Source organism: Streptomyces sp. SID14436, assembly GCF_010548465.1.
Classification (GTDB): domain Bacteria; phylum Actinomycetota; class Actinomycetes; order Streptomycetales; family Streptomycetaceae; genus Streptomyces.
In genome coordinates, this window is the sequence record NZ_JAAGMD010000851.1 from 1 (window position 1) to 26566 (window position 26566).

Here is a 26566-nt window from a genome sequence, read left to right on the forward strand (position 1 = left end):
TCCGGCCCCCTCCGCATGCGGCGGCCGGGCGTCCTCATGGCCGCCGGGCCCGCCCGGCCGCCGCACCGGTGGAACGAACCCCCGCAAGCACTCCCACACGTGCGAAATCAGCCATATCCGCCATGCGGTGAATCGTTTGCCCGGGGGTACGGCACCACCCGGGTCGCCCGGCCTCCAGCGCGGCGGCCTCCCGCGCCGGTACTGTCGGCAGGGATGCCGAGACGCACACCGCGTCTTTCACGACCGCGCCGAGGTGGAATGTGAAGGCGATCCGTCGATTCACCGTCCGACCCGTTCTCCCCGACCCCCTCCGGCCCCTGAGCGATCTGGCCCGCAATCTGCGCTGGTCCTGGCACGACGGGACCCGCGACCTGTTCCGGTCCGTCGACCCCGAGCGCTGGGCCGCCGCCGGCAGCGACCCGGTGCGGCTGCTGGGCAGCGTGCCGCCCGCCCGGCTCGCCGAGCTGGCCGGGGACCAGCTCTTCCTGGACCGTCTGACGGCGGTCACCGACGATCTGCGCGACTACCTCACCGGCGACCGCTGGTACCAGTCGCGCACCGACGACCTGCCCGCCGCCATCGCCTACTTCTCCCCGGAATTCGGCATCACCGCGGCCCTGCCGCAGTACTCGGGCGGCCTGGGCATCCTCGCCGGCGACCACCTCAAGGCCGCCAGCGACCTGGGCGTGCCGCTCATCGGCGTCGGCCTGCTCTACCGGCACGGCTACTTCCGCCAGTCCCTGTCCCGGGACGGCTGGCAGCAGGAGCACTACCCCGTCCTCGACCCCAACGAGCTGCCCCTGGTCCCGCTGAAGGAACCCGACGGCTCCACGGCCCAGGTCACCCTCGCCCTGCCCGGCGGGCGCTCGCTGCACGCGCGGATCTGGCTGGCCCAGGTCGGCAGGATCCCGCTGCTCCTGCTGGACTCCGACGTGGAGGAGAACGACCTCGGCGAGCGCGGCGTCACCGACCGGCTCTACGGCGGCGGCAGCGAGCACCGGCTGCTGCAGGAGATGCTGCTCGGCATAGGAGGGGTCAGGGCGGTCCGCACGTACTGCAGGCTCACCGGGCATCCCGCCCCCGAGGTCTTCCACACCAACGAGGGCCACGCCGGATTCCTCGGCCTGGAACGCATCGCCGAACTGCGGGCCGACGGGCTGGACTTCGCCGCCGCCCTGGAGGCGGTCCGGGCCGGGACGGTGTTCACCACCCACACGCCCGTCCCGGCCGGCATCGACCGCTTCGACCGCGAACTGGTCGCCCGGCACTTCGGGACCGGCGCCGAACTGCCCGGCATCGAGGTCGAGCGGATCCTGCGGCTCGGCATGGAGACCTACCCGGGCGGCGAACCCGACCTGTTCAACATGGCCGTGATGGGCCTGCGCCTGGCCCAGCGCGCCAACGGCGTCTCCCTGCTGCACGGCCAGGTCAGCCGCGAGATGTTCGCCGGGCTGTGGCCCGGCTTCGACCCGGCGGAGGTGCCCATCACCTCCGTGACCAACGGGGTGCACGCCCCCACCTGGGTCGCCCCGGAGGTGTTCCGGCTCGGCGCCCGGAAGATCGGCGTGGAGCGGGCCGAGGAGGCGCTGACCGTCGGCGACTCCGACCGCTGGGACTCGGTGGCGGACATCGCCGACCGGGAGATCTGGGAGCTGCGGCGCTCCCTGCGCGAGCTGCTGGTCATGGAGGTGCGCGAGCGGCTGCGCGCCTCCTGGCGGCAGCGCGGCGCCGGGACCGCCGAGCTGGGCTGGATCGACCGCGTGCTCGACCCGGACGTGCTGACCATCGGCTTCGCGCGGCGCGTGCCGTCGTACAAGCGGCTGACGCTGATGCTGCGCGACAAGGACCGGCTGATGGAGCTGCTGCTGCACCCGGAGCGGCCGGTGCAGATCGTCGTCGCGGGCAAGGCGCACCCGGCGGACGAGGGCGGCAAGCGGCTCATCCAGGAACTCGTCCGGTTCGCCGACGACCCGCGCGTGCGCCACCGGATCGTGTTCCTGCCCGACTACGGCATGGCGATGGCGCAGAAGCTGTACCCCGGCTGCGACATCTGGCTCAACAACCCGCTGCGGCCGCTGGAGGCGTGCGGGACCAGCGGGATGAAGGCCGCGCTGAACGGCTGCCTGAACCTCTCGGTGCTGGACGGCTGGTGGGACGAGTGGTTCCAGCCCGACTTCGGCTGGGCCATCCCCACGGCGGACGGCTCCGGCACGGACCCCGACCGGCGGGACGCCATAGAGGCCGCCGCCCTCTACGACCTGCTGGAGCAGCGGGTGACGCCCCGCTTCTACGAGCGGGGCGAGAGCGGTCTGCCCGACCGGTGGCTGGAGATGGTCCGCCACACCCTCAGCTCCCTCGGTCCGAAGGTGCTGGCCGGGCGGATGGTCCGGGAGTACGTCGAGCGCCTCTACGCGCCCGCCGCGTCCGCGCACCGCGCGATGGACGCGGGGGCGGCGCGCGAGCTCGCCGAGTGGAAGGCCAGGGTCCGCTCCGCCTGGTCCGGGGTGAGCGTCGACCACGTCGAGACGTCCGACGCGCAGGCCACCGCCGAGCTGGGCACCACGCTGGGCCTGCGGGTCCGGGTGGACCTGGGCGACCTGGGCCCGGACGACGTGGAGGTCCAGGCGGTGTCCGGGCGGGTGGACGAGGAGGACCGCATCACCGACGCGAGCGCGGTGCCGCTGAAGCCGTCGGGCGCCCCCGACCAGGAGGGCCGCTGGGTGTACGAGGGGCCGCTGTCCCTGGACCGCACCGGGCCCTTCGGCTACACGGTCCGCATCCTGCCCGCCCACCGGCTGCTGGCGTCCGGCGCGGAGATGGGGCTGATGGCCGTGCCCTCCGACGACCTGGTCGCGGCGGCGGGTCTGCTGATGCGGTGAGGCGGTCCGGTGCGGTGGCGGCGGCGCGGGCCCGGGGTCTGTCGGCCGGTCCTGGCCGGCCGCCGCGAGCCCGGCGTGGTCCGGACGCGAGGCCCTACTGGTCCTCGACGCCCTCGGTGGCCAGGCGGCGCAGGACGGTTCCGCAGCGGCGCGCGTAGGCGTGCTGGAGTCCGCGCGTCGCCGGGCCGCCCGCCCGGGCGTACCAGCTGGCCGGGCGGCTGAACGCCGACACCGTCAGCCACACCGTCCCGTCGCCGGTGCGGTCCACGACGAAGGCCTCCTCGCCGCGCTCCGGGTGACCGGCCAGGGTGCCGTAGGCCCAGCCCGCCCTGCGGTGCTCCTCGACCGTCCACACCACCCGGCAGGGGGCCTTGACGACTCCGGCGAGGGTGACGGTGACGTCCACCCCGGGCGCGGCGCGGTCGGCGGTGGTGTCCATCCCGACGCCCATGGCCCGGTGCATCTCCCAGGTGAACAGCGCCTCCACGGCCTGCCGGTGGACCACCTCGCCCTCGCCCAGCCGGGTCCGGACGTGCAGGGGGTGGAAGCCCGGTGGGCAGAAGCCCGGTTCACGGGTCTTGCCGACGTGGTCGTAGGTGAAGTCCGCCGAAGACATGGGACCCAAGCGTAGGGCGGCGCCCCCGCCGCGGAGCACGGCGGGGGCGCCGCTCGGCGCGCGTAGGCCGGTCTACGGGAAGGTGAGCTTCCACCCGTTGACGTAGCCGGTGTCGTAGCGTGCCCGGTCCTGCACGCGCAGCTTCCAGGTGCCGTTGGCCGCCTCGGAGGAGGCGTCGACCGTGTAGGTCTCCTTGATGTCGTCCGCGGAACCGCCGGTGCGGTTGCGCAGGTTGTAGACGCTGCCGTCCGGGGCGACCAGGTCGACGACCAGGTCCCCGCTCCAGGTGTGCACGATGTCGACCGTGACCCGGAGGTTCGACGGGGCGTTGCCCGGCCGTCCGGTGACGGTGATCGGGGACGTCACGGCGGCGCCGTTGTCCGGGATCGACACGTCGGCGGTGTTCTCGAAGGACGTGCCGTCGCCGCCACCGCCGTCACCGGGGCGCGAGCCCACGTTCACGCCGGCCCACGCGTCCTGCACCGCCTTGTACTCGGCGCTGTCCGTGCCGTACAGCTCGCCGGCCGCCGCCAGGGTGCCGGTGCGGGCCGCCGCGTAGTTGGTGGTGGAGGTGAACTTCGTGGTGAGCGCGCGGAACCAGATCTTCTCCGCCTTGCCGCGGCCGATGCCGGTGACCGGCAGGCCGTCGGAGGTGGGCGAGTCGTAGGTGACCCCGTTGATGGTCTTGGTTCCGCTGCCCTCGGCGAGCAGGTAGAAGAAGTGGTTCGCCACGCCCGACGAGTAGTGGACGTCGATCGAGCCGATGCCGGAGTACCACGAGTCCTTGGACCGGCCGTCCTTGCTCGGCTTGTCCATGTAGCGCAGCGGGGTGCCGTCGCCGTTGATGTCGATCTCCTCGCCGATGAGGTAGTCACCGACGTCGGTGGAGTTGTCGGCGTAGAACTCGACGGTCGAGCCGAAGATGTCGCTGGTGGCCTCGTTGAGGCCGCCGGACTCGCCGCTGTAGATCAGGCCCGCGGTGTTCGAGGTCAGGCCGTGGGTCATCTCGTGCGCGGCCACGTCGATGGAGGTGAGCGGGTTGGCGTTGCCGGAGCCGTCGCCGTAGGTCATGCAGAAGCAGCTGTCCGACCAGAAGGCGTTGACGTAGTTGTTGCCGTAGTGGACCCGGGAGTAGGCGCCGACGCCGTCCCCGCGGATGCCGTTGCGGCCGTGCACGTTCTTGTAGTAGTCCCAGGTCAGGGCCGCCCCGTAGTGGGCGTCGGCGGCGGCCGACTCGGCGTTGGAGGGGCTGCCGTTGCCCCAGACGTCGTCGGGGCCGGAGAACAGCGTGCCGGTGCCGGAGGTGCCGCGGTTGAGGTTGTACGTCCGGTGGTTGCCGCGCGCGCCGTCGGTGAGGTTGTACGTGGACCCGGACTGGGTGGTCGTCAGGTCGACGGTGCCGCTGTAGACGGTGTGGCCGGTGCCGTTCTGCACGGCCTGCCACTCGTACAGCTTCTCGCCGGTGGTGGCGTCGGTGACGACGTGCAGTTCCTGCGGGGTCCCGTCGTGCTGGAGGCCGCCGACGACGGTCTCGTACGCCACGACCGGCTTGCCGTCGGCCGCCCAGATCACCTTGCGGGGGGCCCGGTCGACGTCGGGGCTCTTGGCCTTCTCGGCCTTCGCGGCGGACAGCGCCTGCTGCTCCGCCTTCGCGGCGGGCACCGCGGCGGCGGTCGTCGCGGGCTTCACCGCGGCCCGGGTCGCCTTGACGACGCTGTCGGCCTCGCCGGCCCTGTCGCCCTGGACGACGAGGTCGCCGCCGAGGACGGGCAGCCCGTCGTAGGTGCGTTCGTAGCGGACGTGCACGGTGCCGTCGCGGTCCTTCAGGACGTCACGGACGACCAGCTTCTCCTTGGCGCCCAGGCCGATCTGCTTGGCGGTCTCCGCCTTGGTGGCGTTGGCCTCGCGGATCAGTTCGGCGCGCTGGGCGGGGGTGAGCGCGACCGATTCGGAACCCGGCTTCGCCGCGCTCCCGGCGGCGGGGACCTGCTCGGGCGCGGCGGTGGCCGTGCCGGCCTGGACGGCCGTCGCGACCAGGGCGGCGACCCCGGCGAGAGCGACGGCGGCGGTGCTGCGGGGGGTGCGTCTGTGGGAAGACCTGCTTCTCAACACTGACTCCTTCTGCGCGGCCGCGGGTCGCGCGGCCAGGGGAGACCGGCCGGCGGGTGGGCCGGCCGGGCAGAACAGGGCGGTACGCGGAACCAGTTGCGCTACGGAGCTGTGGCCGGGGCACGGCGGTGACGCGGTGCGGTGGGGTTGCCGTGGAGGGGCCGTGGGAAGAGTGGCAGGTGATCGCGGTTTCTGTCAGGAGCGCGTCAAGATTTTGGCGGAAAATCGTTCGTTGTACGGGAGCCCGTGTCCGCTATGCGAAATCGGCGGCGCGGGGCGGGCGGCCGGTGCCGCACCGCCCCCGCGTCCCGGCCGCCGCGCGTCGCTACGCCAGGCTGTCCCGCCAGGCCCGGTGCAGGTCCGCGAAGCGGCCCGTGCCCGCGATCAGGCCGGCCGGGGTCCCGTCCTCCACGATGCGGCCGTGCTCCATCACCAGGACCCGGTCGGCGATCTCCACCGTGGACAGCCGGTGGGCGATGACCACCGCCGTCCGGCCGGTCAGCACCGTCGCCATCGCCCGCTGCACCGCACGCTCACCGGGCACGTCCAGGGAGCTGGTCGCCTCGTCGAGGATCAGCACGGCGGGGTCCGCGAGCAGGGCCCGGGCGAACGCCACCAGCTGACGCTGCCCGGCGGAGATGCGGCCGCCGCGCTTGCGGACGTCCGTGTCGTAGCCGTCGGGCAGGGCCGTGATGAAGTCGTGCGCGCCGATCTGCTTCGCGGCCCGCTCGATCTCCTCACGGGAGGCGTCCGGCCGCCCGATCGCGATGTTGTCGGCGACCGTGCCGGAGAACAGGAACGCCTCCTGCGTCACCATCACCACCCCGCGCCGCAGTTCCGGACCCGCCAGGTCGCGCAGGTCCACGCCGTCCAGCAGGACCCGGCCGTCGCTGGGGTCGTAGAACCGGGCGAGCAGCTTGGCCAGCGTCGACTTGCCCGCGCCGGTCGAGCCGACGACCGCGACGGTCTGCCCGGCCGGCAGCGTGAGGTCGAAGCGGGGGAGGACCTCGCCGCCGGTGCGGTACGCGAACCGGACGCCGTCGAAGACCACGTCACGGCCGGGATGCCCCGACCGCCGGACCGGAAGCTCGCGGGGCGCGGCCGGTTCGGGCACCGACGGGGTCTGCGCCAGCAGCCCGGCGATCTTCTCCAGCGAGGCCGCGGCCGACTGGTAGGCGTTCAGGAACATGCCCAGCCGGTCGATCGGGTCGTACAGCCGCCGCAGGTACAGCACCGCCGCCGCCAGCACACCCAGCGCGAGCGTGCCCTCCGCGACCCGGTAGGCACCCCACAGCACCACCAGCGCGACCGTCGTGTTGGCGGTCACCCGGGAGCCGACCACGTAGCGGGCCATCTCCAGCAGCGCGTCGCCGTTGGTGCGCTCGTGGCGCCGGTTCAGCACCCGGAAGTCGGCGTCGTTGGCGGCCTCCCGGCGGAAGGCGCGCACCGGCCGGATGCCGTTCATCGTCTCGACGAACTTCACGATGACCGCCGCGATGGCCGTCGACCGCTTGCGGTACACCCGCGCCGCCCGCCGCCGGTAGGACCGCACCAGCCCGTACAGCGGCAGGAAGGACGCCACCGCCACCGCGCCGAGCCCCAGGTCCAGCCAGAGCAGCAGCACCGAGATGTACACGCAGGACAGGACGACCGTCACCAGCTCCTGCAGCCCCTCCTCCAGCAGCTCCCGCAGCGCCTCCACGTCGGTGGTGGAGCGGGAGATGAGCCGGCCGGAGGTGTACCGCTCGTGGAAGTCGACGCTCAGCGCCTGCGCGTGCCGGAAGATCCGCCCGCGCAGGTCCAGCAGCACCGCCTGACTGACCCGCGCGGACGCGGTGATGAACCCGTACTGCAGTGCACCCGCGGACACCGCGCACAGCAGGTAGCCCACCGCCACCGCGATCAGCGGGCCGTGGCCGCCGTCCCGGAACGCCGGCACCGCCCGGTCGATCCCGTACGCCACCAGCAACGGGCCGGCCTGCACCGCCGCCTGCTGGAGCAGCAGCAGGAACGCGGTGAGCGCGACCCCGCCCCGCAGCGGGGACAGCAGGGAGCGCAGCAGAGCCCCGGTGGCGCCCGGGGGCGTGGGCAGGACGTCCCGGTCGAAGGGGTCGCCGGTCTCCCGCGGCGCGCCGTCGTCGCCGTCCCGGTCCGGGGCGGGTGCGGTGGTGGCCGCCGTCATCGCGGGTCCTCCTGTCCGCCGGCCGGGTCACCGGCCATGAGATGGGCGTACTCGGGGTGGGTGCGCAGCAGTTCGTGGTGGGTGCCGACGGCGGTGATCCGGCCGCCGGAGAGCAGTGCGACGCGGTCGGCCAGCAGGACCGTGGACGGGCGGTGCGCCACGATCAGGGCCGTGGTGTCGGCCAGCACCCGGCGCAGGGCCGCCTCCACCGCGGCCTCCGTGTGCACGTCGAGGGCGGACAGCGGGTCGTCCAGCACCAGGAAGCCGGGCCGGCCCACCACCGCGCGGGCCAGCGCGAGCCGCTGCCGCTGGCCGCCGGACAGGCTCAGGCCCTGCTCGCCGACCTGGGTGTCCACGCCCTCGGGCAGCGCGTGCACGAAATCCGCCTGCGCCACCTGGAGCGCCCGCTCCAGATCTCCGCTGCCGGCCCCGGAGGCACCGGCGCCCATCAGCACGTTCTCCCCGACACTGGCCGAGAACAGGGTGGGCTCCTCGAAGGCGACGGCGACCCGGGCGCGCAGTTCCTCGCGGGACATCGCCGTGACGTCCACGCCGTCCAGGGTGATCCGGCCCGAGGTGACCTCGTGCAGCCGGGGCACCAGGGCGGTGAGCGTGGTCTTGCCGCTGCCGGTCGCGCCGACCAGCGCCATCGACTCGCCGGGACGGATGTGCAGGTCGACGCGGTCCAGCACGGGCGGGGAGCCCGGCGGGGCGTCCGGGTAGCGGAAGGTGACCTCGTGGAAGCGCAGCCCGTCGGCGCGGCGGGGCGACGAAGCGCCCTCCGGCGGAGCGGCCCCGGGCCCCGGGTCCTCCTCCGGCGCGTCCATCACCTCGAAGTAGCGGGTGGTCGCCGTCGCCGCCTCCTGGCTCATCGCCAGCAGGAACCCGATCGAGTCCACCGGCCAGCGCAGCGCGAGCGCCGTCGACAGGAACGCGACCAGCGTCCCCGCGGACAGGGTGCCGTCGGCCACCCGCATGCACCCGAGGACCAGGGCGGCCCCGATGGCCAGCTCGGGCAGGGTGACGATGATGCCCAGGATGGTGGCCAGCAGCCGCGCCTTGTGCAGCTCCGTCCCGCGCAGCCGGCCGGCCAGTTCGTGGAACGCGCGCGCCTGGCTGCGGTGCCGTCCGAAGCCCTTGACGATGCGGATGCCGAGGACGCTCTCCTCGACGACGGTCGTCAGGTCGCCGACCTGGTCCTGCGCGCGCCGGGACGCCGCCGAGTAGCGCTTCTCGAACACCAGGCAGGTCACCATCACCGGCACCGCGGGCACCAGGACGACCAGGCCCAGCGTCCAGTCCTGCACCAGCATGATGATCACGCCGACGAGGATGGTCACGCTGTTGACCAGCAGGAAGGTCAGCGGGAACGCCAGGAACATGCGCAGCAGCATCAGGTCGGTGGTGCCCCGGGACAGCAACTGCCCCGAGGGCCACCGGTCGTGGAAGGCCACCGGCAGCCGCTGCAGGTGCCGGTACAGGTCCGCCCGCATGCCCGCCTCGACCCCGGACAGCGGCCGCGCCACCAGCCAGCGCCGGAACCCGAACAGCAGGGCCTCCGCCAGGCCGAGCAGCAGCAGGTACAGCGCGCCGAGCCACACACCGCCCGGGTCGCGGTCGGCGATCGGGCCGTCCACCATCCACTTCAGGACCAGCGGGATCACCAGGCCGATGCAGGACGCCAGGACCGCGATGAACGCGGCCGTGAACAGCCGCGCCCGCACCGGCCGCACGTACGGCCACAACCGCAGCAGGGTGCGCACGGTGGACCGGGGTTCGGGGACCGGCCCGGAACCGTCCTCCGGGCGGGTGTCGGGGGTGGGGAGTGTGGTGGCCATCAGCAGCGAGCCTACGGATCGATACTGACACTGCCCACCGAGTTTCGGCCCGGCCCGGCTCCGTCCGGAGACCTACGACCTGCGGGTCACGGCCCGCCGGACGGGCCGGGGCGGGCGAGGTCGTACCACTCCATCAGCCGATCGGCCGATGGCGGTCGAGCGGGACGGCCGATGTGCGCGGGACGGGCCGCCGGAAGACTGACCGCCATGTCCGTCATCGAAGTCACCGATCTGCGCAAGACGTACGGCGGCCGGCCCGTGATCGACGGGGTGTCCTTCACCGTCGAGGAGGGGGAGATCTTCGGGATCCTCGGCCCGAACGGCGCCGGCAAGACCACCACCGTCGAATGCGTGGAGGGCCTGCGGGTGCCCGACCGGGGGCGGGTCCGGGTCACCGGACTCGACCCCGTCACCGAGCACGAACAGGTCGCCCGGGTCCTCGGCGCCCAGCTCCAGCGGAGCGCGCTGCAGGCGAAGCTGACGGTCCGGGAGGCCCTGGAGCTCTACGCGTCCTTCCACCCCGCCCCCGCCGACTGGCGGCCGCTGACCGAACGCCTCGGGCTCACGGCACAGTTGGGGACCCGCTACGGCAAGCTGTCGGGCGGTCAGCAGCAGCGCCTGTCCATCGCGCTCGCCCTGGTCGGCGACCCCCGGGTGGTGGTCCTCGACGAACTGACCACCGGACTCGACCCGCGGGCCCGGCGCGACACCTGGCGGCTCATCGAGGACGTCCGCGCCGGCGGCGTCACCGTCCTGCTGGTCACCCACTTCATGGAGGAGGCCCAGCGGCTCTGCGACCGGATCGCGGTGATCGACCGGGGACGGGTGGCCGCCCTGGACACCCCGGCCGGGCTCATCCGCCGCTCGGCCGGCGCCACCGTCATCAGCTTCACCCCGTCCGCGCCGCTGGACGAGGCCGACCTCGCCGCGCTGCCCGGCCTGGCCTCGGCCGAGCACCGCGACGACCGCGTCACGCTGGCCGGCACCGACGCGACCGTCAACGCCGTCATCACCCTGCTGGCCCGCACCCGCGTCACCGCCCACCAGCTGCGGGTCACCGACGCCACGCTGGACGACGCCTTCCTGGACCTGACCGGCACGCCCGACGCGTCCGGCGCCGCCGCCCCGTCCGGCCCGACCGAGGAGCTCCCCGCATGACCGCCCCCCTCTTCAACACCGCCGTCCTGCGCACCGAGATCCGCCTGTTCCGCCGCGAGCCCGGCAACCTCTTCTGGATCATGCTCTTCCCCGCCCTGCTGCTCGGCATCCTCGGCGCCATCCCCTCCTTCCGCGACCCCGACCCGGACCTCGGCGGACTGCGCGCGATCGACCTGTACGTCCCCGTCGCCGTCCTGCTCGGCGTGCTCATCGCCGGCCTCCAGGGCATGCCCCAGACCCTCACCGGCTACCGCGAACAGGGCATCCTGCGGCGCATGGCCACCACCCCGGTCCGGGCCACCGCGCTGCTGTCCGCGCAGATGCTGGTGTTCGGCGGCAGCGCCCTGGTCTCCGCGCTGCTCGCCCTCGCCCTCGGCCGGCTCGTCTTCGGCGTGCCCCTGCCCGGGCAGCCCGCCGGCTACCTCGTCGCCCTGCTGCTCGCCGCCCTCGCCTGCCTCGCCCTCGGCGCGCTGATCTGCGCGCTGTCCCGGACGACGAAGATCGCCGCGGCCGTCGGGTCGGCGGCCCTGTTCCCGGCGATGTTCTGCGCGGGCGTGTGGCTGCCGGTGCAGGCCATGCCGGACCTGCTGGCGAGCATCGTCGGCTGGACCCCGTTCGGCGCCGCCTCCGAGGCCCTGGGCGACGCCGCCGGCGGGGCCTGGCCCGGCTGGGACCACCTCGGCGTCACGGCCGGCTGGGCGGTCCTGCTGACCGCGGCCGCCGCCCGCTTCTTCCGCTGGGAATGAGCGCGCGCTCATGCCCCACACTGGTGCGATGACACACACGGGGGACAGCGCGCGGGCCGCCTCCCGGCTGGAGCAGCGGTGGGCGCTGTTCCACCGCTGGGGACCGTACGTCCTGCTCGGCACCGGCACGGTGCTGGCCGCGGTCACCGCCCCGCTCCTCGGCATGACCCGGGGGGAGATCTACGCCTCCGGCGCGCTCGTCGTCGCGGCCGTCGTGCTCCAGCTGTGGTGGGGGCGGGCCTCGCGGGGCCGTCCGCAGCCGTCGAGAACCAGCACCGTCTACTTCACACTGCGCATGGCCATCAGCTTCGCCCTGACCTGGATGAACCCGCTGTTCGCCTTCCAGGCGGCGATCAACTACTTCGACATCGGACGGCTGCTGCCGAAGAAGTACGTGATCCCCGGGCTGCTGGCCGCCGCAGTCACCGTCGCCGGTTCGCAGAGCGGCGGACTCCCGCCGCGCGACGGGACCGGCTGGATGATCTTCGGCGGGGTGCTGGCCGTCAACATCGCGCTGCTGCTGGTCTTCTCCCACATCGCCGGACTGGAGGAGGCCCGCGCCAGCACCCAGGCCGAGACCATCGCCGAACTCGAACGCACCAACACGGCGTTGCAGCAGGCCCTCGACGAGAACGCGGCCCTGCACGCCCAACTGCTGGTCCAGGCGCGGGAGGCCGGGGTCGCCGACGAGCGGCGCCGGCTGGCCGCCGAGATCCACGACACCCTCGCCCAGGGGCTGACCGGCATCATCGCCCAGCTCCAGGTGGTCGCGGGCACGGCCGACCCCGGGCGGGCGCGCGAGCACCTGGACCGCGCCACCGCCCTGGCCCGCCACAGCCTCGGCGAGGCCCGCCGCTCCGTGCACAACCTGTCGCCCGCCGCCCTGGCCGACGACGACCTGCCGCAGGCACTGGAGAAGACGGTGACGGAATGGGAGGAACGCACCGGCGTCCCGGCGCGGTACACCACCACCGGAACCGTCGAACCGCTCCACGACGAGGTGGCCGCCACCCTGCTGCGCATCGCGCAGGAGGCGCTGGCCAACACCGCACGGCACGCGGGCGCCACCCGGGTCGGCGTCACCCTCTCCTACATGGGCGACACGGTCGCCCTCGACGTCCGCGACGACGGACGCGGCTTCGACCCGCGCGTCCGCTCCGCCCGCACCGGCACGGGCGGATTCGGCCTCGACGGCATGCGGGCCCGCGCCGAACACATCGCCGGGACCCTCGGCGTCGAGTCCGAGCCGGGACTGGGGACGGCGGTGTCGGCTCGCGTACCGTTGGTCCGCCATGACTGACGCTCCCGGACAGCCCACCGTCTCCCTGCTCGTCGTCGACGACCACCCCGTCGTCCGGGACGGCCTGCGCGGCATGTTCGCGTCCGCCGCCGGCTTCCGGGTGCTCGGCGAGGCGGCCGACGGCGTCGAGGCGCTGGAGCGGGCCGCCGCGCTGGACCCGGACGTGATCCTCATGGACCTGCGCATGCCGGGCGGCGGGGGAGTGGACGCCATCCGCGAGCTGACCCGCCGCGGCGCCCGCGCCCGGGTGCTCGTGCTCACCACCTACGACACCGACTCCGACACCCTCCCCGCCATCGAGGCGGGCGCCACCGGCTACCTGCTCAAGGACGCGCCCCGGGAGGAGCTGTTCGCGGCGGTACGGGCCGCGGCCGAGGGCCGCACGGTGCTGTCCCCGGCGGTCGCCTCCCGCCTGGTGTCAGCGGTCCGCGCGCCCCGCCCGGCCGACGGCGCGACGCTGTCCGCGCGGGAGCGGGAGGTGCTCGGCCTGGTCGCCCGGGGCACCTCCAACCGGGAGATCGCCCGCGAACTCTTCATCAGCGAGGCGACCGTGAAGACCCACCTCACCCACCTGTACGCCAAGCTGGGCGTCCGGGACCGGGCGGCGGCCGTGGCCGCGGCCTACGACCGGGGCATCCTCGGCTGACGGCCGCACCACGCCCGCCGGGGCCCGCTCCCCGCCGGTCCCTCAGCGCACCCGCAGCAGCAGCACCGTCCGGCCCGGCACCGTCAGGACCGACCCCGCCGGGTGCTCCGTGCCCGGCTCCGACGCCTGCTCCTCCCGCCCGGTGTCGACGACCACCTCGTACCGTTCGGCCCACGGCGGCCCCGGCAGCACGAAGCCGACCGGTTCGTCCCCGGCGTGCAGCACGGCCAGGAAGCTGTCGTCGACGACCGGCGCACCGTCCTCGTCCCGGCCGGGGATGTCCCGCCCGGAGAGGTACATGCCGAGCGTGGCGGCGGGCGCGTACCAGTCGCCCTCGGTCATCTCCGCGCCCCGCGCCGTGAACCAGGCCAGGTCCCGCAGCCCGTCCGCGGAGTGCGCCCGCCCGGAGAAGAAGGCGCGGCGGCGCAGCACCGGGTGCCGGTGCCGCAGCCCGATCAGCCGGGAGGTGAGGTCGTACAGCGCCTTCCAGGCCGGGTCGTCCAGCAGCGACCAGTCCACCCAGCCCGTCTCGTTGTCCTGGCAGTAGGCGTTGTTGTTGCCGCCCTGGGTGCGGCCCATCTCGTCCCCGGCCACCAGCATGGGCACGCCCGTGGACAGCAGCAGGGTGGTGAGCAGGTTGCGCAGCTGGCGCCGGCGCAGGGCGAGGATCCGCGCGTCGTCGGTCTCGCCCTCGGCGCCGCAGTTGAAGGACCGGTTGTCGTCCGTGCCGTCCCGGTTCCCCTCGCCGTTGGCCTCGTTGTGCTTGCGCTCGTACGACACCAGGTCGCGCAGCGTGAAACCGTCGTGCGCGGTGACGTAGTTGACCGACGCGTACGGGCGGCGCCCGCCCCAGGCGTACAGGTCGCTGGAGCCGGACAGCCGGTAGCCCATCTCCCGCACGTCCGGCAGGGCGTGCCGCCAGAAGTCCCGCACGGTGTTGCGGTACCGGTCGTTCCACTCCGTCCACAGCGGGGGGAAGGCGCCCACCTGATAGCCGCCCGAGCCCACGTCCCACGGTTCGGCGATCAGCTTCACCCGGCGCAGCACCGGGTCCTGGGCGATCACCGCGAGGAACGGGGAGAGCATGTCGACGTCGTGCATCGAACGGGCGAGGGCCGCCGCGAGGTCGAAGCGGAAGCCGTCGACGCCCATCTCGGTCACCCAGTACCGCAGCGAGTCCGTGATCAGGCGCAGCACGTGCGGCTGCACGACGTGCAGGGTGTTGCCGCAGCCGGTGTAGTCGGCGTAGCGGCGGGCGTCCGGCTGGAGGCGGTAGTAGCCGCGGTTGTCGACGCCCTTCAGGGACAGCGTCGGCCCCAGCTCCCCGGCCTCCGCGGTGTGGTTGTAGACCACGTCGAGGATGACCTCCAGCCCGGCCGCGTGCAGGGCGCGCACCATCCGCTTGAACTCGCCGACCTGCTGCCCGGTGGTGCCGGAGGCCGCGTAGCCGGCGTGCGGGGCGAAGTAGCCGATGGAGTTGTAGCCCCAGTAGTTGCGCAGGCCCCGGCTCAGCAGGTGGTCCTCGTGCGCGAACTGGTGCACCGGCAGCAGCTCCACCGCCGTCACGCCGAGACCCACCAGGTGCTCGATCGCGGCCGGGTGGGCGAGCCCCGCGTAGGTGCCGCGCAGTTCCTCCGGGATGCCGGGGTGCCGCCGGGTGAAGCCCTTGACGTGCAGCTCGTAGATCACCGAGTCCGCCCACGGGGTCTTCGGGCGGCGGTCGTCGGCCCAGTCGTCGTCGTCATGGACCACGACGCCCTTGGGCACGTACGGGGCGGAGTCCCGGTCGTCGCGCACCGTGTCGGCGACATGCTGGTCCGGCCAGTCACGGACGTGCCCGTACACCTCCGGCGGCAGCGCGAAGTCGCCGTCCACCGCACGGGCGTAAGGGTCCAGCAGCAGCTTCGCCGGGTTCCAGCGGGCCCCCGTCCACGGGTCCCAGCGGCCGTGCACCCGGTAGCCGTAGCGCCGGCCCGGCAGCACGCCCGGGACGAAGCCGTGCCAGATGCCGTGCGTCAGCTCGGTCAGCCGGGCCCGGCTCTCCCGGCCCCGCTCGTCGAAGAGGCACAGCTCCACGCCCTCCGCCCCGCCCGCCCACAGGGCGAAGTTGGTCCCCGCCACCCCGTCCGGGCCCACCCGGAACCGGGCGCCCAGGGGAGTCGGCCGGCCCGGCCGGACGGGCACCGGGGGCGCGGACGTCACCGGCCGCGCGCCGTTCACGACGACGGCCGGGCGCCCGTCCCCGGTGGCCCGCGCTGCGGCCACCGCCTCCTGCTCGGCTGCGCTGGACACCTGTCAGCCTCCCGCGGCTCGTGGAACGACGGTGGTCATCAGCGCGCGGCCCTCCGGTCGGCTCCGGCCGCGGCTGTCCGGCGCGTCGTTCTCCCCACAGTTCTGCCCAGAGCGTGCCGCGCACTCACGTTTCCCCGCCCGGCGGCATGGTCGTTTCCCGACCGCTCGCCCGGTCGTTGGGCAGCGCGTGAGGCACGTACAAGGGCGCGCACGGCGCGCGAGGGCCGCACTGGCCGCCGTACTGACATGGGCAGGACTGCTGACCGGGGCCGTCGGGTGCACCGCGGACAGCCCCCTGAGCGGGGCGTTCGGCCCGCCGGCCGCCGAGGACGTCATCCGGGTGACGCCCGACGACGGCAGCAGGAACGTCCGCCCCGACCGGAAACTGCGCGTCCGGGTGCCGGACGGGCGGCTGGAGTCGGTGAAGGTGGTGAAGTCCCAGGACGCCCAGAAGTCCCCGGTCCCGGGCCGCGTCTCCGCCGACGGACTGACCTGGCGGCCCGACGAGGACAAGCTGGCGCTCGCCGCCGAGTACACCGTCGACGCGGTCGCCGTGGACGGCTCCGGACGCCGCTCGGCCCGCCACACCACCTTCACCACCCACGTCCCCGAAGAACGCTTCATCGGCTACGTGGCCCCGGAGAACCGCTCCACCGTCGGCACCGGCATGATCGTCTCCCTGGAGTTCAACCGGAAGATCACCCACCGCGCCGCCGTGGAACGCGCCGTCCGCGTCACCTCCAGCCCCGCCGTCGACATCCGCCCGCACTGGTTCGGCCGCTCCCGGCTCGACTTCCGCCCCGAGCACTACTGGAAGCCCGGCACCCGCGTCACCGTCGAACTCGGCCTGCGCGACGTCGAGGGCGCCCCCGGCGTCTACGGCCTCCAGCAGCGGACGTTCACCTTCACCGTCGGCCGCAGCCAGGTCTCCCGGGTCGACGCCTCCCGGCACACCATGCAGGTGCGGCGGGACGGCGACCTGCTCGCCACGGTCCCGGTGACCGCCGGGGCGCCGAAGACCACCACCTACAACGGCACGATGGTCATCACCGAGATGCTCGAGGTCACCCGCATGGACAGCCGCACCGTCGGCTTCGGCGGCGAGTACGACATCCCCGACGTGCCGCACGCCATCCGGCTGACCGAGTCGGGCACCTTCCTGCACGGCAACTACTGGGCCGACCCGGACGTCTTCGGCACCACCAACGTCAGCCACGGCTGCATCGGGCTGCGCGACGTCAAGGGCGGCGGGGCGGACACCCCGGCGGGCTGGTTCTTCGACCGCAGCCTCGTCGGTGACGTCGTCGAGGTGGTCAACAGCAAGGACAAGAAGGTCGCCGCCGACAACGGCCTCGGCGGCTGGAACATGGACTGGGAGGAGTGGCGCGCGGGCAGCGCGGTGAAGTGACCCCCGGCCCGTCCCCGGCCGCCCGGTCCCGACTGTCCCCCCGACAGTTGAAGTTGGGACTGAACGGTGACCTTCGCACCCCGCCCAACGCCCCTGGCCTGGGGTTACTATGCGCCGGAGCGCGCGAGGGGCGCGCGGGGGCGCGGGTCCGGCCAGGCCCGCCGAGGGGAGAACAACGTGAACGTGGGGCCGATATCGGGGGCGTCGGTGGGCGCGGGGCGACGGGCCGGCAGAAAGCTGGCCGCACTGGCACTCGGCGTGGTGCTGGCGGTCACGGCCTGCGGCGGAGGAGGGTCCGGCCAGGCGGCCGGAGCGGGCGACGCGAAGGGCAAGGACTCCACCGCGGCCCGCAGCAAGCAGTCCGAGGCCGTGGTGAGCATCGCCCCCGAGGACGGTGCCGAGGACGTGAAGACCAGCGGCGCGCTGAAGGTCGGGGCCACCAAGGGCAAGCTGACCGAGGTCGTCGTCCGGGACGCCGACGGCGGCAAGATCGACGGCGAGATATCCGCCGACGGCAGCACCTGGACGCCGTCCACCCACCTGGCGGGCTCCACCAAGTACACCGTGCACGCCGTGGCGAAGGACTCCGAGGGCCGCACCGCCGCCGAGGACGCCGACTTCACCACCCTGACGCCGAAGAACACCTTCATCGGCAACTTCACTCCCGAGGACGGCTCGAAGGTCGGCGTCGGCATGCCGTTCTCGCTGCGTTTCACCCGGGGCATCACCAACCCCGAGGACGTCGAGAAGGCCATCCGCATCACCACCGAGCCGGCCGTCGAGGTCGCGGGCCACTGGTTCGGCAACGACCGCCTCGACTTCCGTCCGGAGCACTACTGGAAGGCCGGCACCAAGGTCACCGTCGACCTCAACCTCGACGGCGTCGAAGGCCGCCCGGGGGTCTACGGCAAGCAGTCCAAGAAGGTCTCCTTCACCATCGGCCGCAGCCAGGTGTCCGTCGTCGACGCCAAGAAGCACACCATGAAGGTGAAGCGGGACGGCAAGGTCATCAAGACCATCCCCATCACCGCGGGCGCCCCCGGTACCGAGACCTGGAACGGCCAGATGGTCATCACCGAGCGGCTCAAGGTCACCCGGATGAACGGCGAGACGGTCGGCTTCGGCGGCGAGTACGACATCAAGGACGTCCCGCACGCCATGCGCCTGAGCACCTCCGGCACGTTCATCCACGGCAACTACTGGGGCGGCAACGCCTTCGGCAACTACAACGCCAGCCACGGCTGCATCGGCCTGCGCGACACCCGCGGCGGCTGGGACAAGAAGGCCCCGGGCGCCTGGTTCTACGAGAACTCGATGATCGGTGACGTGGTCGTCGTCAAGAACTCCAACGACGCCACCATCGCCCCGGACAACGGCCTCAACGGCTGGAACATGTCCTGGGAGAAGTGGAAGGCGTAGCCTCCCCCGTTCCGCGCGGCCCCGGTGCGAGCCACGGCACCGGGGCCGCGCCGTGCCGTGCGGGACACGGGACCGGCCAGGTCTGACCGATGGCACCCACCCCGGTCGCCGTCAGTCCCCGTGCTGTGCTGTCCCGGGGGCCGGCCCCCGGACCCCCGGCCCGGTGTGACCGACCGCACCCGTCCCAGCACCGTTAGCCCCCGTTAACCTGCTGGCATGACCGTACATCTCGAAGTCGCGGACGGCGTCGGCACCCTGCGTCTGGACCGCCCGCCGATGAACGCGCTGGACGTGGCCACGCAGGACCGTCTGAAGGAACTCGCCGAGGAGGCAACGCGCCGCGACGACGTGCGCGCCGTGGTGATCTACGGCGGGGAGAAGGTGTTCGCGGCCGGCGCGGACATCAAGGAGATGCAGGCCATGGACCACACCGCGATGGTCCTGCGCGCCCGCGGCCTGCAGGACTCCTTCACGGCCGTGGCCCGCATCCCCAAGCCGGTGGTCGCCGCGGTCACCGGCTACGCGCTGGGCGGCGGCTGCGAGCTCGCGCTCTGCGCGGACTACCGCATCGCCGGGGACAACGCCAAGCTGGGCCAGCCCGAGATCCTGCTCGGCCTCATCCCGGGCGCGGGCGGCACCCAGCGCCTCTCCCGCCTCATCGGCCCGTCCCGCGCGAAGGACCTCATCTTCACCGGCCGTCAGGTCAGGGCCGACGAGGCGCTGACGCTCGGCCTGGTGGACCGGGTGGTGCCCGCCGCCGAGGTCTACGAGCAGGCGCACGCCTGGGCCGCGAAGCTGGCGAAGGGGCCGGCGCTGGCGCTGCGCGCGGCCAAGGAGTCCGTCGACACCGGCCTGGAGACGGACATCGACACCGGCCTCGCCGTCGAACGGAACTGGTTCGCGGGTCTGTTCGCCACCGAGGACCGCGAGCGCGGCATGCGCAGCTTCGTGGAGGAGGGTCCGGGCAAGGCGAAGTTCCTGTGAATCCTCGTCCCAGGGCTTGCAATTGACACGATGTCTGATCCGGGCCCCCCGGCGGGACGGTTTGTGGGAGCCTTGGTGCACCCTAAGCCTGTCGTGTCGAGGGGGCCCGTCGATTGCCGCACAGCGAGCCGTTTCCGCAGGTAGAAGCCGGTGGGAACGATCCCGGATTGCCGTTGGCATATGACGGCGGACGATTGCACTCAGGGGGCGCGCGGGGGGCGTATTCCCCCGTACCACCCCCCGGGGTGCCGGCCGGCGGCCATGATGGGGGCATGGCGGGGCTGGAGGGTCTGGGACAGCCGCGGGGAGAGGGACGCGCGACCGCGTCGCGCTGGTCGCCGACGGTCGAGGACGAACGGGCCCTGCGCGCACTGGAGTCGTACGGCGATCCGACGGAGTCCGAGGTGTCGCTGCCGTCGCTCCCCGAGTCCGCCGCCATCGCCCGCAGGATCACCCAGGTGGTGATCCTGCGCCACTGGGGCCTGACCGCACGCACCACCGAGGACGCCGTGTTATTGGTGTCCGAACTCGTGGGCAACGCCGTCCGCCACACCGGCGCCCGCGTCTTCGGACTGCGGATGCACCGCCGCCGCGGCCGGATCCGCGTCGAGGTGCGCGACCCCTCCCGCGGCCTGCCCTGCCTGATGCCGGTCCAGGAGCTGGACACCAGCGGGCGCGGCCTGTTCCTCGTCGACAAACTGGCCGACCGCTGGGGCGTCGACCTGCTGCCCCGTGGCAAGACCACCTGGTTCGAGATGCGGGTCACGGAGCGCTGAGCCCCGCCGTCCGCCGCCGGTACGGCACGGGGCCCCGCGGGCGCTAATCTGACCTGCGTCATCAGGACTCCGGGGGAGCCCGCGGAGCACCGAGAGAACACGACGAAGAGGGGCGGTCCGGTGGCGGACATCGAGGAAGCACGCAAGCAGTTCGAGCGGATCGACACGAACGGCGACGGGTTCATCACCGCCGCCGAGTTCAAGACGGCGCTCGCCCAGGGCGGAGACTGGAACGTCACCGAGGAGGTCGCCGAGGCGATCATCGCCTCCCGCGACCTGAACGGGGACAAGCTCCTGTCGTTCGACGAGTTCTGGATCCACCTCAGCAAGTGAGGCCCGCCGGGGCCCGGTCCACGCGCACGCCGCAGCGGACCGGGCCCCGAGGCGTGTGGGGACGGGGTGGCCCGAGTACCGGGGCCGACGCCGGGCACCGGCCCGGCCTCCGCGGCACCCCGTGAGGCTCAGGCCCCCTCGGCCCACTCCCTGAGGGCCGCCTCGTCGGCGAAGTCGGCCACGTTCCGGTCGAGCGGGTCGTCGGTGTACTGGTGGAAGCGCCACGCCGCCTCGACGCGGGGCTCGCCCGCCGTGACGTAGTCGGCGATCCACAGGCCGTCGCCCGCCTCGGAGGTGGTGTCGACGTCGAGCCAGAAGTCCCGGTTGCAGTACAGGACGACCCGGTGGTCCTGCGCGCGCTCCTTCACCTCGCGCAGGAAGCGGTCCTTCTCGGCGGCGCTCGCCCGGGTGCCCCCTCCCGTCGTCTCCCAGTCGACGGCCAGGACGTCACCGGGCCGCAGCGGTGCCTCGCCCAGGAAGTGTTCGGCCTGGGCGGTGAGATCGCCGGGCCACAGGAAGTGGTAGAAGCCGACGACCAGACCGGCGTCGCGCGCCCGCTTCGTCTGGTCCGTCAGCTTCGGGCTGGTGTACGTACGGCCCTCCGTCGCCTTGACGAAGACGAAGGACAGGCCGTCGGTGTCGTAGGAGGCGGGCTGGTACGAGCTCACGTCGACGCCGTGCAGCATGCGGGCTCCCTGAGGGGATCGTGGGGGGAGGGGGAGTCCGAGGAATCCTTCCCCGCACGGCGCCGCCGACCCGCCCCGGACGCGAAGTGACCGACTGTGACCGGGTGCGTCCGGGTATGGCCCCTCAGCATTCGATGATGTTCACCGCCAGCCCGCCGCGGGCCGTCTCCTTGTACTTGACCGACATGTCCGCGCCGGTCTCCTTCATCGTCTTGATGACCTTGTCCAGGGACACCTTGTGCGAGCCGTCGCCGCGCAGCGCCATCCGGGCCGCCGTGACCGCCTTGACCGCGGCCATGCCGTTGCGCTCGATGCACGGGATCTGCACCAGGCCGCCCACCGGGTCGCAGGTCAGGCCCAGGTTGTGCTCCATGCCGATCTCCGCCGCGTTCTCCACCTGCCACGGCGAGCCGCCCATCACCTCGGCGAGCGCGCCCGCGGCCATGGAACAGGCCGAGCCCACCTCGCCCTGGCAGCCGACCTCGGCACCGGAGATGGAGGCGTTCTCCTTGAAGAGCATGCCGATCGCGCCGGCCGCCAGCAGGAAGCGGACCACGCCCTCCTCGTCGGCGCCGGGCACGAAGTTGACGTAGTAGTGCAGCACGGCCGGGATGATGCCCGCCGCGCCGTTCGTCGGGGCGGTGACGACCCGGCCGCCGGCCGCGTTCTCCTCGTTCACGGCCATCGCGTAGAGGGTGATCCACTCCATGGAGAGCGCCTGCGGGTCGCCCTCCGAGCGCAGCTTGCGGGCGGTGTTCGCGGCCCGGCGGCTCACCTTGAGGCCGCCCGGCAGGATGCCCTCGCGGGACATGCCGCGCGCCACGCACGCCTGCATGACGCGCCAGATCTCCAGCAGGCCCTCGCGGATCTCCTCCTCGGTCCGCCAGGCCCGCTCGTTCTCCAGCATCAGCGCGGAGATCGACAGGCCGGTCTCCCGGGTCAGGCGCAGCAGCTCGTCACCCGTGCGGAACGGGTACTTCAGGACCGTGTCGTCCAGCTTGATGCGGTCCGCGCCGACCGCCTCCTCGTCGACGACGAAGCCGCCGCCCACCGAGTAGTACGTCTTCTCCAGCAGCGTCGCGCCCGAGGCGTCGTACGCCCACAGGGTCATGCCGTTGGCGTGGTACGGGAGCGCCTTGCGGCGGTGCAGCACCAGGTCGTCGTCGAAGGAGAAGGCGATCTCGTGCTCGCCGAGGAGGTTCAGCCGGCCGCCGGCCCTGATCTTCTCGACCCGTTCGTCGGCGGTCTCCACGTCGACCGTGCGCGGTGAGTCGCCCTCCAGGCCGAGCAGCACCGCCTTGGGCGTGCCGTGGCCGTGGCCGGTGGCGCCGAGCGAGCCGTACAGCTCGGCGCGGACGGAGGCCACCGAGCCCAGCAGGCCCTCGTTGCGCAGCCGCCGGGAGAACAGGCCGGCCGCGCGCATCGGGCCGACCGTGTGCGAGCTGGACGGGCCGATGCCGATCGAGAACAGGTCGAAGACCGAGATGGCCACGGGAGGACTCCTAGGGGTTCGGCGGACGACGCTGTCCGCCGGCGGTACAGGGGGGTGCGAGTGGGGGTGCGTGTACGACGCGGGGCATCGCGCCCACCGGTTCCAGTGTGCGCGATGCCCCGGACGTTCGTACGAATCAAAGGGTACGAAATTACTTCAGACCGGGGTACAGCGGATGCTTCGCCGCGAGGGCCGTCACCCGGGCCCGCAGCGCCTCGGCGTCGTACTCCGGCTTCAGCGTCTCGGCGATCACGTCCGCGACCTCGGCGAAGTCCTCGGCGGTGAAGCCGCGGGTGGCCAGGGCGGGCGTGCCGATGCGCAGGCCGGAGGTGACCATCGGCGGACGCGGGTCGTTCGGGATCGCGTTGCGGTTGACGGTGATCCCGACCTCGTGCAGCCGGTCCTCGGCCTGCTGGCCGTCGAGCTCCGAGGCGCGCAGGTCGACCAGGACCAGGTGCACGTCCGTGCCGCCGGACAGCACGTCCACGCCGACGGCCCGGACGTCGTCCTTCACCAGGCGCTCGGCCAGGATCCGGGCGCCCTCCAGGGTGCGGCGCTGGCGGTCCTTGAACTCCTCGGAGGCGGCGACCTTGAACGCGACCGCCTTCGCGGCGACCACGTGCTCCAGCGGACCGCCCTGCTGGCCGGGGAAGACCGCGGAGTTGATCTTCTTGGCGAGCTCGGCCGTGCTGAGGATCACACCGCCGCGGGGACCGCCGAGGGTCTTGTGGGTCGTGGTGGTGACGACGTGGGCGTGCGGCACCGGGTTCGGGTGCAGGCCCGCCGCGACCAGACCGGCGAAGTGCGCCATGTCGACCATGAGGTAGGCGCCGACCTCGTCCGCGATCCGGCGGAACGCGGCGAAGTCCAGCTGCCGCGGGTAGGCCGACCAGCCGGCCACGATCAGCTTCGGCTTCTTCTCCTTGGCGAGCCGCTCGACCTCGGCCATGTCGACGGTCCCGGTGTCGTCCACGTGGTAGGCGACCACGTCGTACAGCTTGCCGGAGAAGTTGATCTTCATGCCGTGGGTCAGGTGCCCGCCGTGCGCCAGGTTCAGGCCCATGATCGTGTCACCGGGCTTGAGCAGCGCGAACATCGCGGCGGCGTTGGCCTGCGCGCCCGAGTGCGGCTGCACGTTGGCGTGCTCGGCGCCGAAGAGCTCCTTGACCCGGTCGATCGCGATCTGCTCGATCACGTCGACGTGCTCGCAGCCGCCGTAGTAGCGACGGCCGGGGTAGCCCTCGGCGTACTTGTTGGTCAGGACGGTGCCCTGGGCCTCCATGACCGCGACCGGGGCGAAGTTCTCCGAGGCGATCATCTCGAGGGTGGACTGCTGCCGGTGCAGCTCCGCGTCGACGGCGGCCGCGACGGCCGGGTCGAGCTCGTGCAGGGGCGTGTTCAGAAGCGACATTGCGGCGACGACTCCTCAGCCGGCGATGTGGGCGTCGTACTCGGCGGCGGTCAGCAGGTCGGACGGCTCGTCGGTGATGCGCACCTTGAACAGCCAACCGCCCTCGAAGGGAGCCGAGTTCACCAGGGACGGGTCGTTCACCACGTCCTCGTTGACCGCGGTGACCTCGCCGGTGACGGGGCAGTAGAGGTCGCTGACCGACTTGGTCGACTCCAGCTCGCCGCAGGTCTCGCCCGCGGTCACCGTGTCACCGACCTCGGGGAGCTGGACGAAGACGACGTCGCCGAGCGCGTTCGCCGCGTGCTCCGTGATGCCGATCGTCGACACGCCGTCCTCGGCGTCCGACAGCCACTCGTGTTCCTTGCTGTACCGCAGGTTCTGGGGGTTGCTCATGGCCTGGATTCTCCTGTACGCGGGGGACTGCTGATGGGGGAGGGACAGCGGCGGACGCCCGTGGACGGCGGCGCGACGGCACCGGTACGCACGCGCGGACGGCTGTCCGGAAACGCTACGACGGTGTCACTTCTGACGCTTGTAGAACGGCAGCGCCACGACCTCGTACGGCTCCTGACGGCCGCGGATGTCGACGGCGACCCCCGCGGTGCCCGGGGCCGCGTGGGCCGGGTCGACGTAGGCCATCGCGATGGGCTTGCCCAGCGTCGGCGACGGCGCGCCGGAGGTGACCTCGCCGATCACCTCGTCGCCCCGGACGACCGGGTACCCGGAGCGCGGGACCCGGCGGCCCTCGGCGACCAGGCCGACCAGCACGCGGGGCGGGTTCTGCTCGGCGCGCGCGGCGGCCTCGGTGAGGGCGGCGCGGCCCACGAAGTCGCCCTCCTTCTCGAACTTCACCACCCGGCCGAACCCGGCGTCGAACGGTGTCAGCGAGCTGCTCAGCTCGTTGCCGTACAGCGGCATGCCCGCCTCCAGGCGCAGCGTGTCCCGGCAGGACAGCCCGCACGGCACCAGGCCGACGCCCTCGCCGGCCTTGGTCAGTGCCTGCCACAGCTCGACCGCGTGCTCCGGCTTCACGAACAGCTCGAAGCCGTCCTCGCCGGTGTAGCCGGTACGGGCGATCAGCGCGGGCAGACCCGCCACGGTGCCGGGCAGCCCGGAGTAGTACTTCAGGCCGTCCAGGTCGGCGTCGGTGAGGGAGGCGAGGACGGCGACGGACTCGGGGCCCTGCACGGCGAGCAGCGCGTAGGCGTCGCGGTCGTCGCGCACCTCGGCGTCGAACCCGGCCGACCGCTCCACCAGCGCGTCGAGGACCGTCTGCGCGTTGGAGGCGTTGGCGACGACCAGGTACTCCGACTCGCCGAGCCGGTAGACGATCAGGTCGTCGAGGATGCCGCCGTCCTCGGCGCAGATCATCGTGTAGCGGGCCCGGCCCTGTTTGACCGTGCCGATGTTGCCGACCAGGGCGTGGTCGAGGAGCGCGCGCGCCTGCGGACCGCTGACCGTGATCTCACCCATGTGGGAGAGGTCGAAGAGCCCGGCCCGGTTGCGGACGGCGAGGTGCTCGTCGCGTTCCGAGCCGTAGCGCAGCGGCATGTCCCAGCCGGCGAAGTCGGTCATCGTCGCGCCGAGCGCGCGATGCACGGCATCGAGCGCGGTCCGGCGGAGTTCGGTACTGCTCATCGGTAGGTCTCCCAGTGGCGATGGGGTCCCCCCGCGCCGGGGCAGCTGCTCGAGCGGGCCGAGGCCGGTCCTGGGGCAGCAGGACGGCGTGGGGAGGGCGAGGACATTCCTCCCCATCTGTCATCGGAACCTGAGAGGTTCGCCATGACCGCCCGCGCAGGGGACGGCGTACGGCTTGCACCTTGGGTGGAGCCACCGGAGCAGTGTCGCGACGGCCCGCTTTTCAGATGTGCCTCGCCCGCGCGGTAACGGGGCCTGAGAGATTCAAGGGAGGGACTTGCTCCTTCGGCGCCCCGGCGTGCCACAAGTGCCGGAGACTCTCCCGCGCGGATTCAAACGGCCGGTATGCAGTTGGCGGGCTCATCATTGCACGCATTCCGGGGGCGCGGCAGGGGGACCCTTCTCAGGGGACGCGCAGGGTGCGCGCCCGGTCACAGCGGGCTGTGACCGGCCTGTTGCGGGAAACGGACGGAAACCAGTGACACCCCGCATTACCTTCTCTTTACAGCCGGCTGGGCGCGGGACTCCGGTACCCGGCCCCAGGGGAGGACACACGGTGAACAGGACCACGGCGTACGCCGGCGCGACGGGCGCCCCACCGCCCGACCGGCCGGTCGTCCCGGCCCCGTCGGCCCCGTCGGCCCCGTCGGCCG

General features: G+C 72.9%; 20 protein-coding genes and 1 riboswitch. Of the genes, 10 read left to right on the forward strand and 10 right to left on the reverse strand.

Annotated features, from left to right (window positions below; genetic code table 11):
- Window positions 1-260: 260 nt before the first annotated feature.
- Window positions 261-2879: a glycosyltransferase family 1 protein gene (locus G3I53_RS31190; protein ID WP_164332914.1), complete on the forward strand. Its 2619-nt coding sequence runs from the start codon at window positions 261-263 to the stop codon at window positions 2877-2879.
- 94 nt (window positions 2880-2973) lie between these two features.
- On the opposite strand, the gene G3I53_RS31195 is transcribed toward G3I53_RS31190, so the two are convergent.
- The 4 genes from G3I53_RS31195 to G3I53_RS31210 all read right to left on the reverse strand — a co-directional run bounded on the left by G3I53_RS31195 (window position 2974) and on the right by G3I53_RS31210 (window position 9624).
- Window positions 2974-3495 (reverse strand): DUF1990 domain-containing protein, encoded by a 522-nt coding sequence (locus tag G3I53_RS31195; protein ID WP_164332915.1) that lies wholly within the window; start codon window positions 3493-3495, stop codon window positions 2974-2976.
- A 72-nt stretch (window positions 3496-3567) separates the two neighbouring features.
- Window positions 3568-5604 (reverse strand): M4 family metallopeptidase, encoded by a 2037-nt coding sequence (locus tag G3I53_RS31200; protein ID WP_164332916.1) that lies wholly within the window; start codon window positions 5602-5604, stop codon window positions 3568-3570.
- A gap of 325 nt (window positions 5605-5929) precedes the next feature.
- Entirely contained in the window at window positions 5930-7786 is a 1857-nt protein-coding gene (locus G3I53_RS31205; protein WP_164332917.1) for an ABC transporter ATP-binding protein, read from the reverse strand.
- Entirely contained in the window at window positions 7783-9624 is a 1842-nt protein-coding gene (locus tag G3I53_RS31210) for an ABC transporter ATP-binding protein (RefSeq protein ID WP_239064204.1), read from the reverse strand. Before G3I53_RS31210 ends, G3I53_RS31205 begins: the two co-directional genes overlap by 4 nt.
- A gap of 207 nt (window positions 9625-9831) precedes the next feature.
- Between G3I53_RS31210 and G3I53_RS31215 the strand changes: the two genes are divergently transcribed.
- Genes G3I53_RS31215 through G3I53_RS31230 form a run of 4 tightly spaced genes read left to right on the forward strand, consistent with a single transcriptional unit; the run spans window position 9832 to window position 13474 of the window.
- The gene (locus G3I53_RS31215; protein WP_164332918.1) at window positions 9832-10782 is read left to right on the forward strand and encodes an ABC transporter ATP-binding protein; all 951 of its coding nucleotides are present in this window, start codon (window positions 9832-9834) and stop codon (window positions 10780-10782) included.
- A complete protein-coding gene (locus tag G3I53_RS31220; protein ID WP_164332919.1) occupies window positions 10779-11528 on the forward strand; it encodes an ABC transporter permease in 750 nt (249 codons plus the stop codon). The genes G3I53_RS31215 and G3I53_RS31220 overlap by 4 nt, the downstream gene beginning before the upstream one ends.
- A gap of 28 nt (window positions 11529-11556) precedes the next feature.
- A complete protein-coding gene (locus tag G3I53_RS31225) occupies window positions 11557-12828 on the forward strand; it encodes a sensor histidine kinase (protein ID WP_164332920.1) in 1272 nt (423 codons plus the stop codon).
- Window positions 12821-13474, forward strand: coding sequence for a response regulator transcription factor (locus G3I53_RS31230; RefSeq protein WP_164332921.1), 654 nt, complete (start codon window positions 12821-12823; stop codon window positions 13472-13474). The genes G3I53_RS31225 and G3I53_RS31230 overlap by 8 nt, the downstream gene beginning before the upstream one ends.
- 42 nt (window positions 13475-13516) lie before the next feature.
- Here the strand turns inward: G3I53_RS31230 and glgX are convergent, their stop codons facing one another.
- Window positions 13517-15766 carry a glycogen debranching protein GlgX gene (glgX, locus tag G3I53_RS31235; protein WP_164439007.1) on the reverse strand — a complete coding sequence of 750 codons (2250 nt, stop codon included), beginning with the start codon at window positions 15764-15766 and terminating at the stop codon, window positions 13517-13519.
- Window positions 15767-15953: 187 nt separating this feature from the next.
- Between glgX and G3I53_RS31240 the strand changes: the two genes are divergently transcribed.
- The 5 genes from G3I53_RS31240 to G3I53_RS31260 all read left to right on the forward strand — a co-directional run bounded on the left by G3I53_RS31240 (window position 15954) and on the right by G3I53_RS31260 (window position 20686).
- Window positions 15954-17174 carry an Ig-like domain-containing protein gene (locus G3I53_RS31240; protein ID WP_164332850.1) on the forward strand — a complete coding sequence of 407 codons (1221 nt, stop codon included), beginning with the start codon at window positions 15954-15956 and terminating at the stop codon, window positions 17172-17174.
- Window positions 17175-17381: 207 nt separating this feature from the next.
- Window positions 17382-18593, forward strand: a complete 1212-nt coding sequence (locus tag G3I53_RS31245; protein WP_164332851.1) for an Ig-like domain-containing protein — start codon at window positions 17382-17384, stop codon at window positions 18591-18593.
- A 216-nt stretch (window positions 18594-18809) separates the two neighbouring features.
- Entirely contained in the window at window positions 18810-19577 is a 768-nt protein-coding gene (locus G3I53_RS31250; protein WP_164332849.1) for an enoyl-CoA hydratase-related protein, read from the forward strand.
- Window positions 19578-19849: 272 nt separating this feature from the next.
- Window positions 19850-20353: an ATP-binding protein gene (locus tag G3I53_RS31255; protein ID WP_164332848.1), complete on the forward strand. Its 504-nt coding sequence runs from the start codon at window positions 19850-19852 to the stop codon at window positions 20351-20353.
- 120 nt (window positions 20354-20473) lie between these two features.
- Entirely contained in the window at window positions 20474-20686 is a 213-nt protein-coding gene (locus G3I53_RS31260) for an EF-hand domain-containing protein (protein WP_164332847.1), read from the forward strand.
- Window positions 20687-20814: 128 nt separating this feature from the next.
- Here G3I53_RS31260 and G3I53_RS31265 read toward each other — a convergent pair whose 3' ends face one another.
- From G3I53_RS31265 to gcvT, 5 genes are all read right to left on the reverse strand, one after another.
- Window positions 20815-21372 (reverse strand): GH25 family lysozyme, encoded by a 558-nt coding sequence (locus tag G3I53_RS31265; RefSeq protein ID WP_164332846.1) that lies wholly within the window; start codon window positions 21370-21372, stop codon window positions 20815-20817.
- A gap of 124 nt (window positions 21373-21496) precedes the next feature.
- Window positions 21497-22864 carry an L-serine ammonia-lyase gene (locus G3I53_RS31270; RefSeq protein ID WP_164332845.1) on the reverse strand — a complete coding sequence of 456 codons (1368 nt, stop codon included), beginning with the start codon at window positions 22862-22864 and terminating at the stop codon, window positions 21497-21499.
- A gap of 151 nt (window positions 22865-23015) precedes the next feature.
- Complete coding sequence (gene glyA, locus G3I53_RS31275) at window positions 23016-24275, reverse strand: serine hydroxymethyltransferase (RefSeq protein ID WP_164332844.1); 1260 nt, start codon at window positions 24273-24275, stop codon at window positions 23016-23018.
- A gap of 15 nt (window positions 24276-24290) precedes the next feature.
- The gene (gene gcvH, locus G3I53_RS31280; protein WP_164332843.1) at window positions 24291-24668 is read right to left on the reverse strand and encodes a glycine cleavage system protein GcvH; all 378 of its coding nucleotides are present in this window, start codon (window positions 24666-24668) and stop codon (window positions 24291-24293) included.
- A 126-nt stretch (window positions 24669-24794) separates the two neighbouring features.
- Window positions 24795-25913 (reverse strand): glycine cleavage system aminomethyltransferase GcvT, encoded by a 1119-nt coding sequence (gcvT, locus tag G3I53_RS31285; RefSeq protein WP_164332842.1) that lies wholly within the window; start codon window positions 25911-25913, stop codon window positions 24795-24797.
- 233 nt (window positions 25914-26146) lie between these two features.
- Window positions 26147-26248, reverse strand: a riboswitch (glycine riboswitch).
- Window positions 26249-26566: the final 318 nt, after the last annotated feature.

Coding starts and splice junctions, on each gene's coding strand:
- G3I53_RS31250 (WP_164332849.1), top strand. CDS start 18,810: ATGACCGTACATCTCGAAGTCGCGGACGGCGTCGGCACCCTGCGTCTG.
- G3I53_RS31265 (WP_164332846.1), bottom strand. CDS start 21,372: ATGCTGCACGGCGTCGACGTGAGCTCGTACCAGCCCGCCTCCTACGAC.
- gcvT (WP_164332842.1), bottom strand. CDS start 25,913: ATGAGCAGTACCGAACTCCGCCGGACCGCGCTCGATGCCGTGCATCGC.
- G3I53_RS31220 (WP_164332919.1), top strand. CDS start 10,779: ATGACCGCCCCCCTCTTCAACACCGCCGTCCTGCGCACCGAGATCCGC.
- G3I53_RS31230 (WP_164332921.1), top strand. CDS start 12,821: ATGACTGACGCTCCCGGACAGCCCACCGTCTCCCTGCTCGTCGTCGAC.
- G3I53_RS31205 (WP_164332917.1), bottom strand. CDS start 7,786: ATGACGGCGGCCACCACCGCACCCGCCCCGGACCGGGACGGCGACGAC.
- G3I53_RS31195 (WP_164332915.1), bottom strand. CDS start 3,495: ATGTCTTCGGCGGACTTCACCTACGACCACGTCGGCAAGACCCGTGAA.
- G3I53_RS31225 (WP_164332920.1), top strand. CDS start 11,557: ATGACACACACGGGGGACAGCGCGCGGGCCGCCTCCCGGCTGGAGCAG.
- gcvH (WP_164332843.1), bottom strand. CDS start 24,668: ATGAGCAACCCCCAGAACCTGCGGTACAGCAAGGAACACGAGTGGCTG.
- glyA (WP_164332844.1), bottom strand. CDS start 24,275: ATGTCGCTTCTGAACACGCCCCTGCACGAGCTCGACCCGGCCGTCGCG.
- G3I53_RS31210 (WP_239064204.1), bottom strand. CDS start 9,624: ATGGCCACCACACTCCCCACCCCCGACACCCGCCCGGAGGACGGTTCC.
- G3I53_RS31255 (WP_164332848.1), top strand. CDS start 19,850: ATGGCGGGGCTGGAGGGTCTGGGACAGCCGCGGGGAGAGGGACGCGCG.
- G3I53_RS31215 (WP_164332918.1), top strand. CDS start 9,832: ATGTCCGTCATCGAAGTCACCGATCTGCGCAAGACGTACGGCGGCCGG.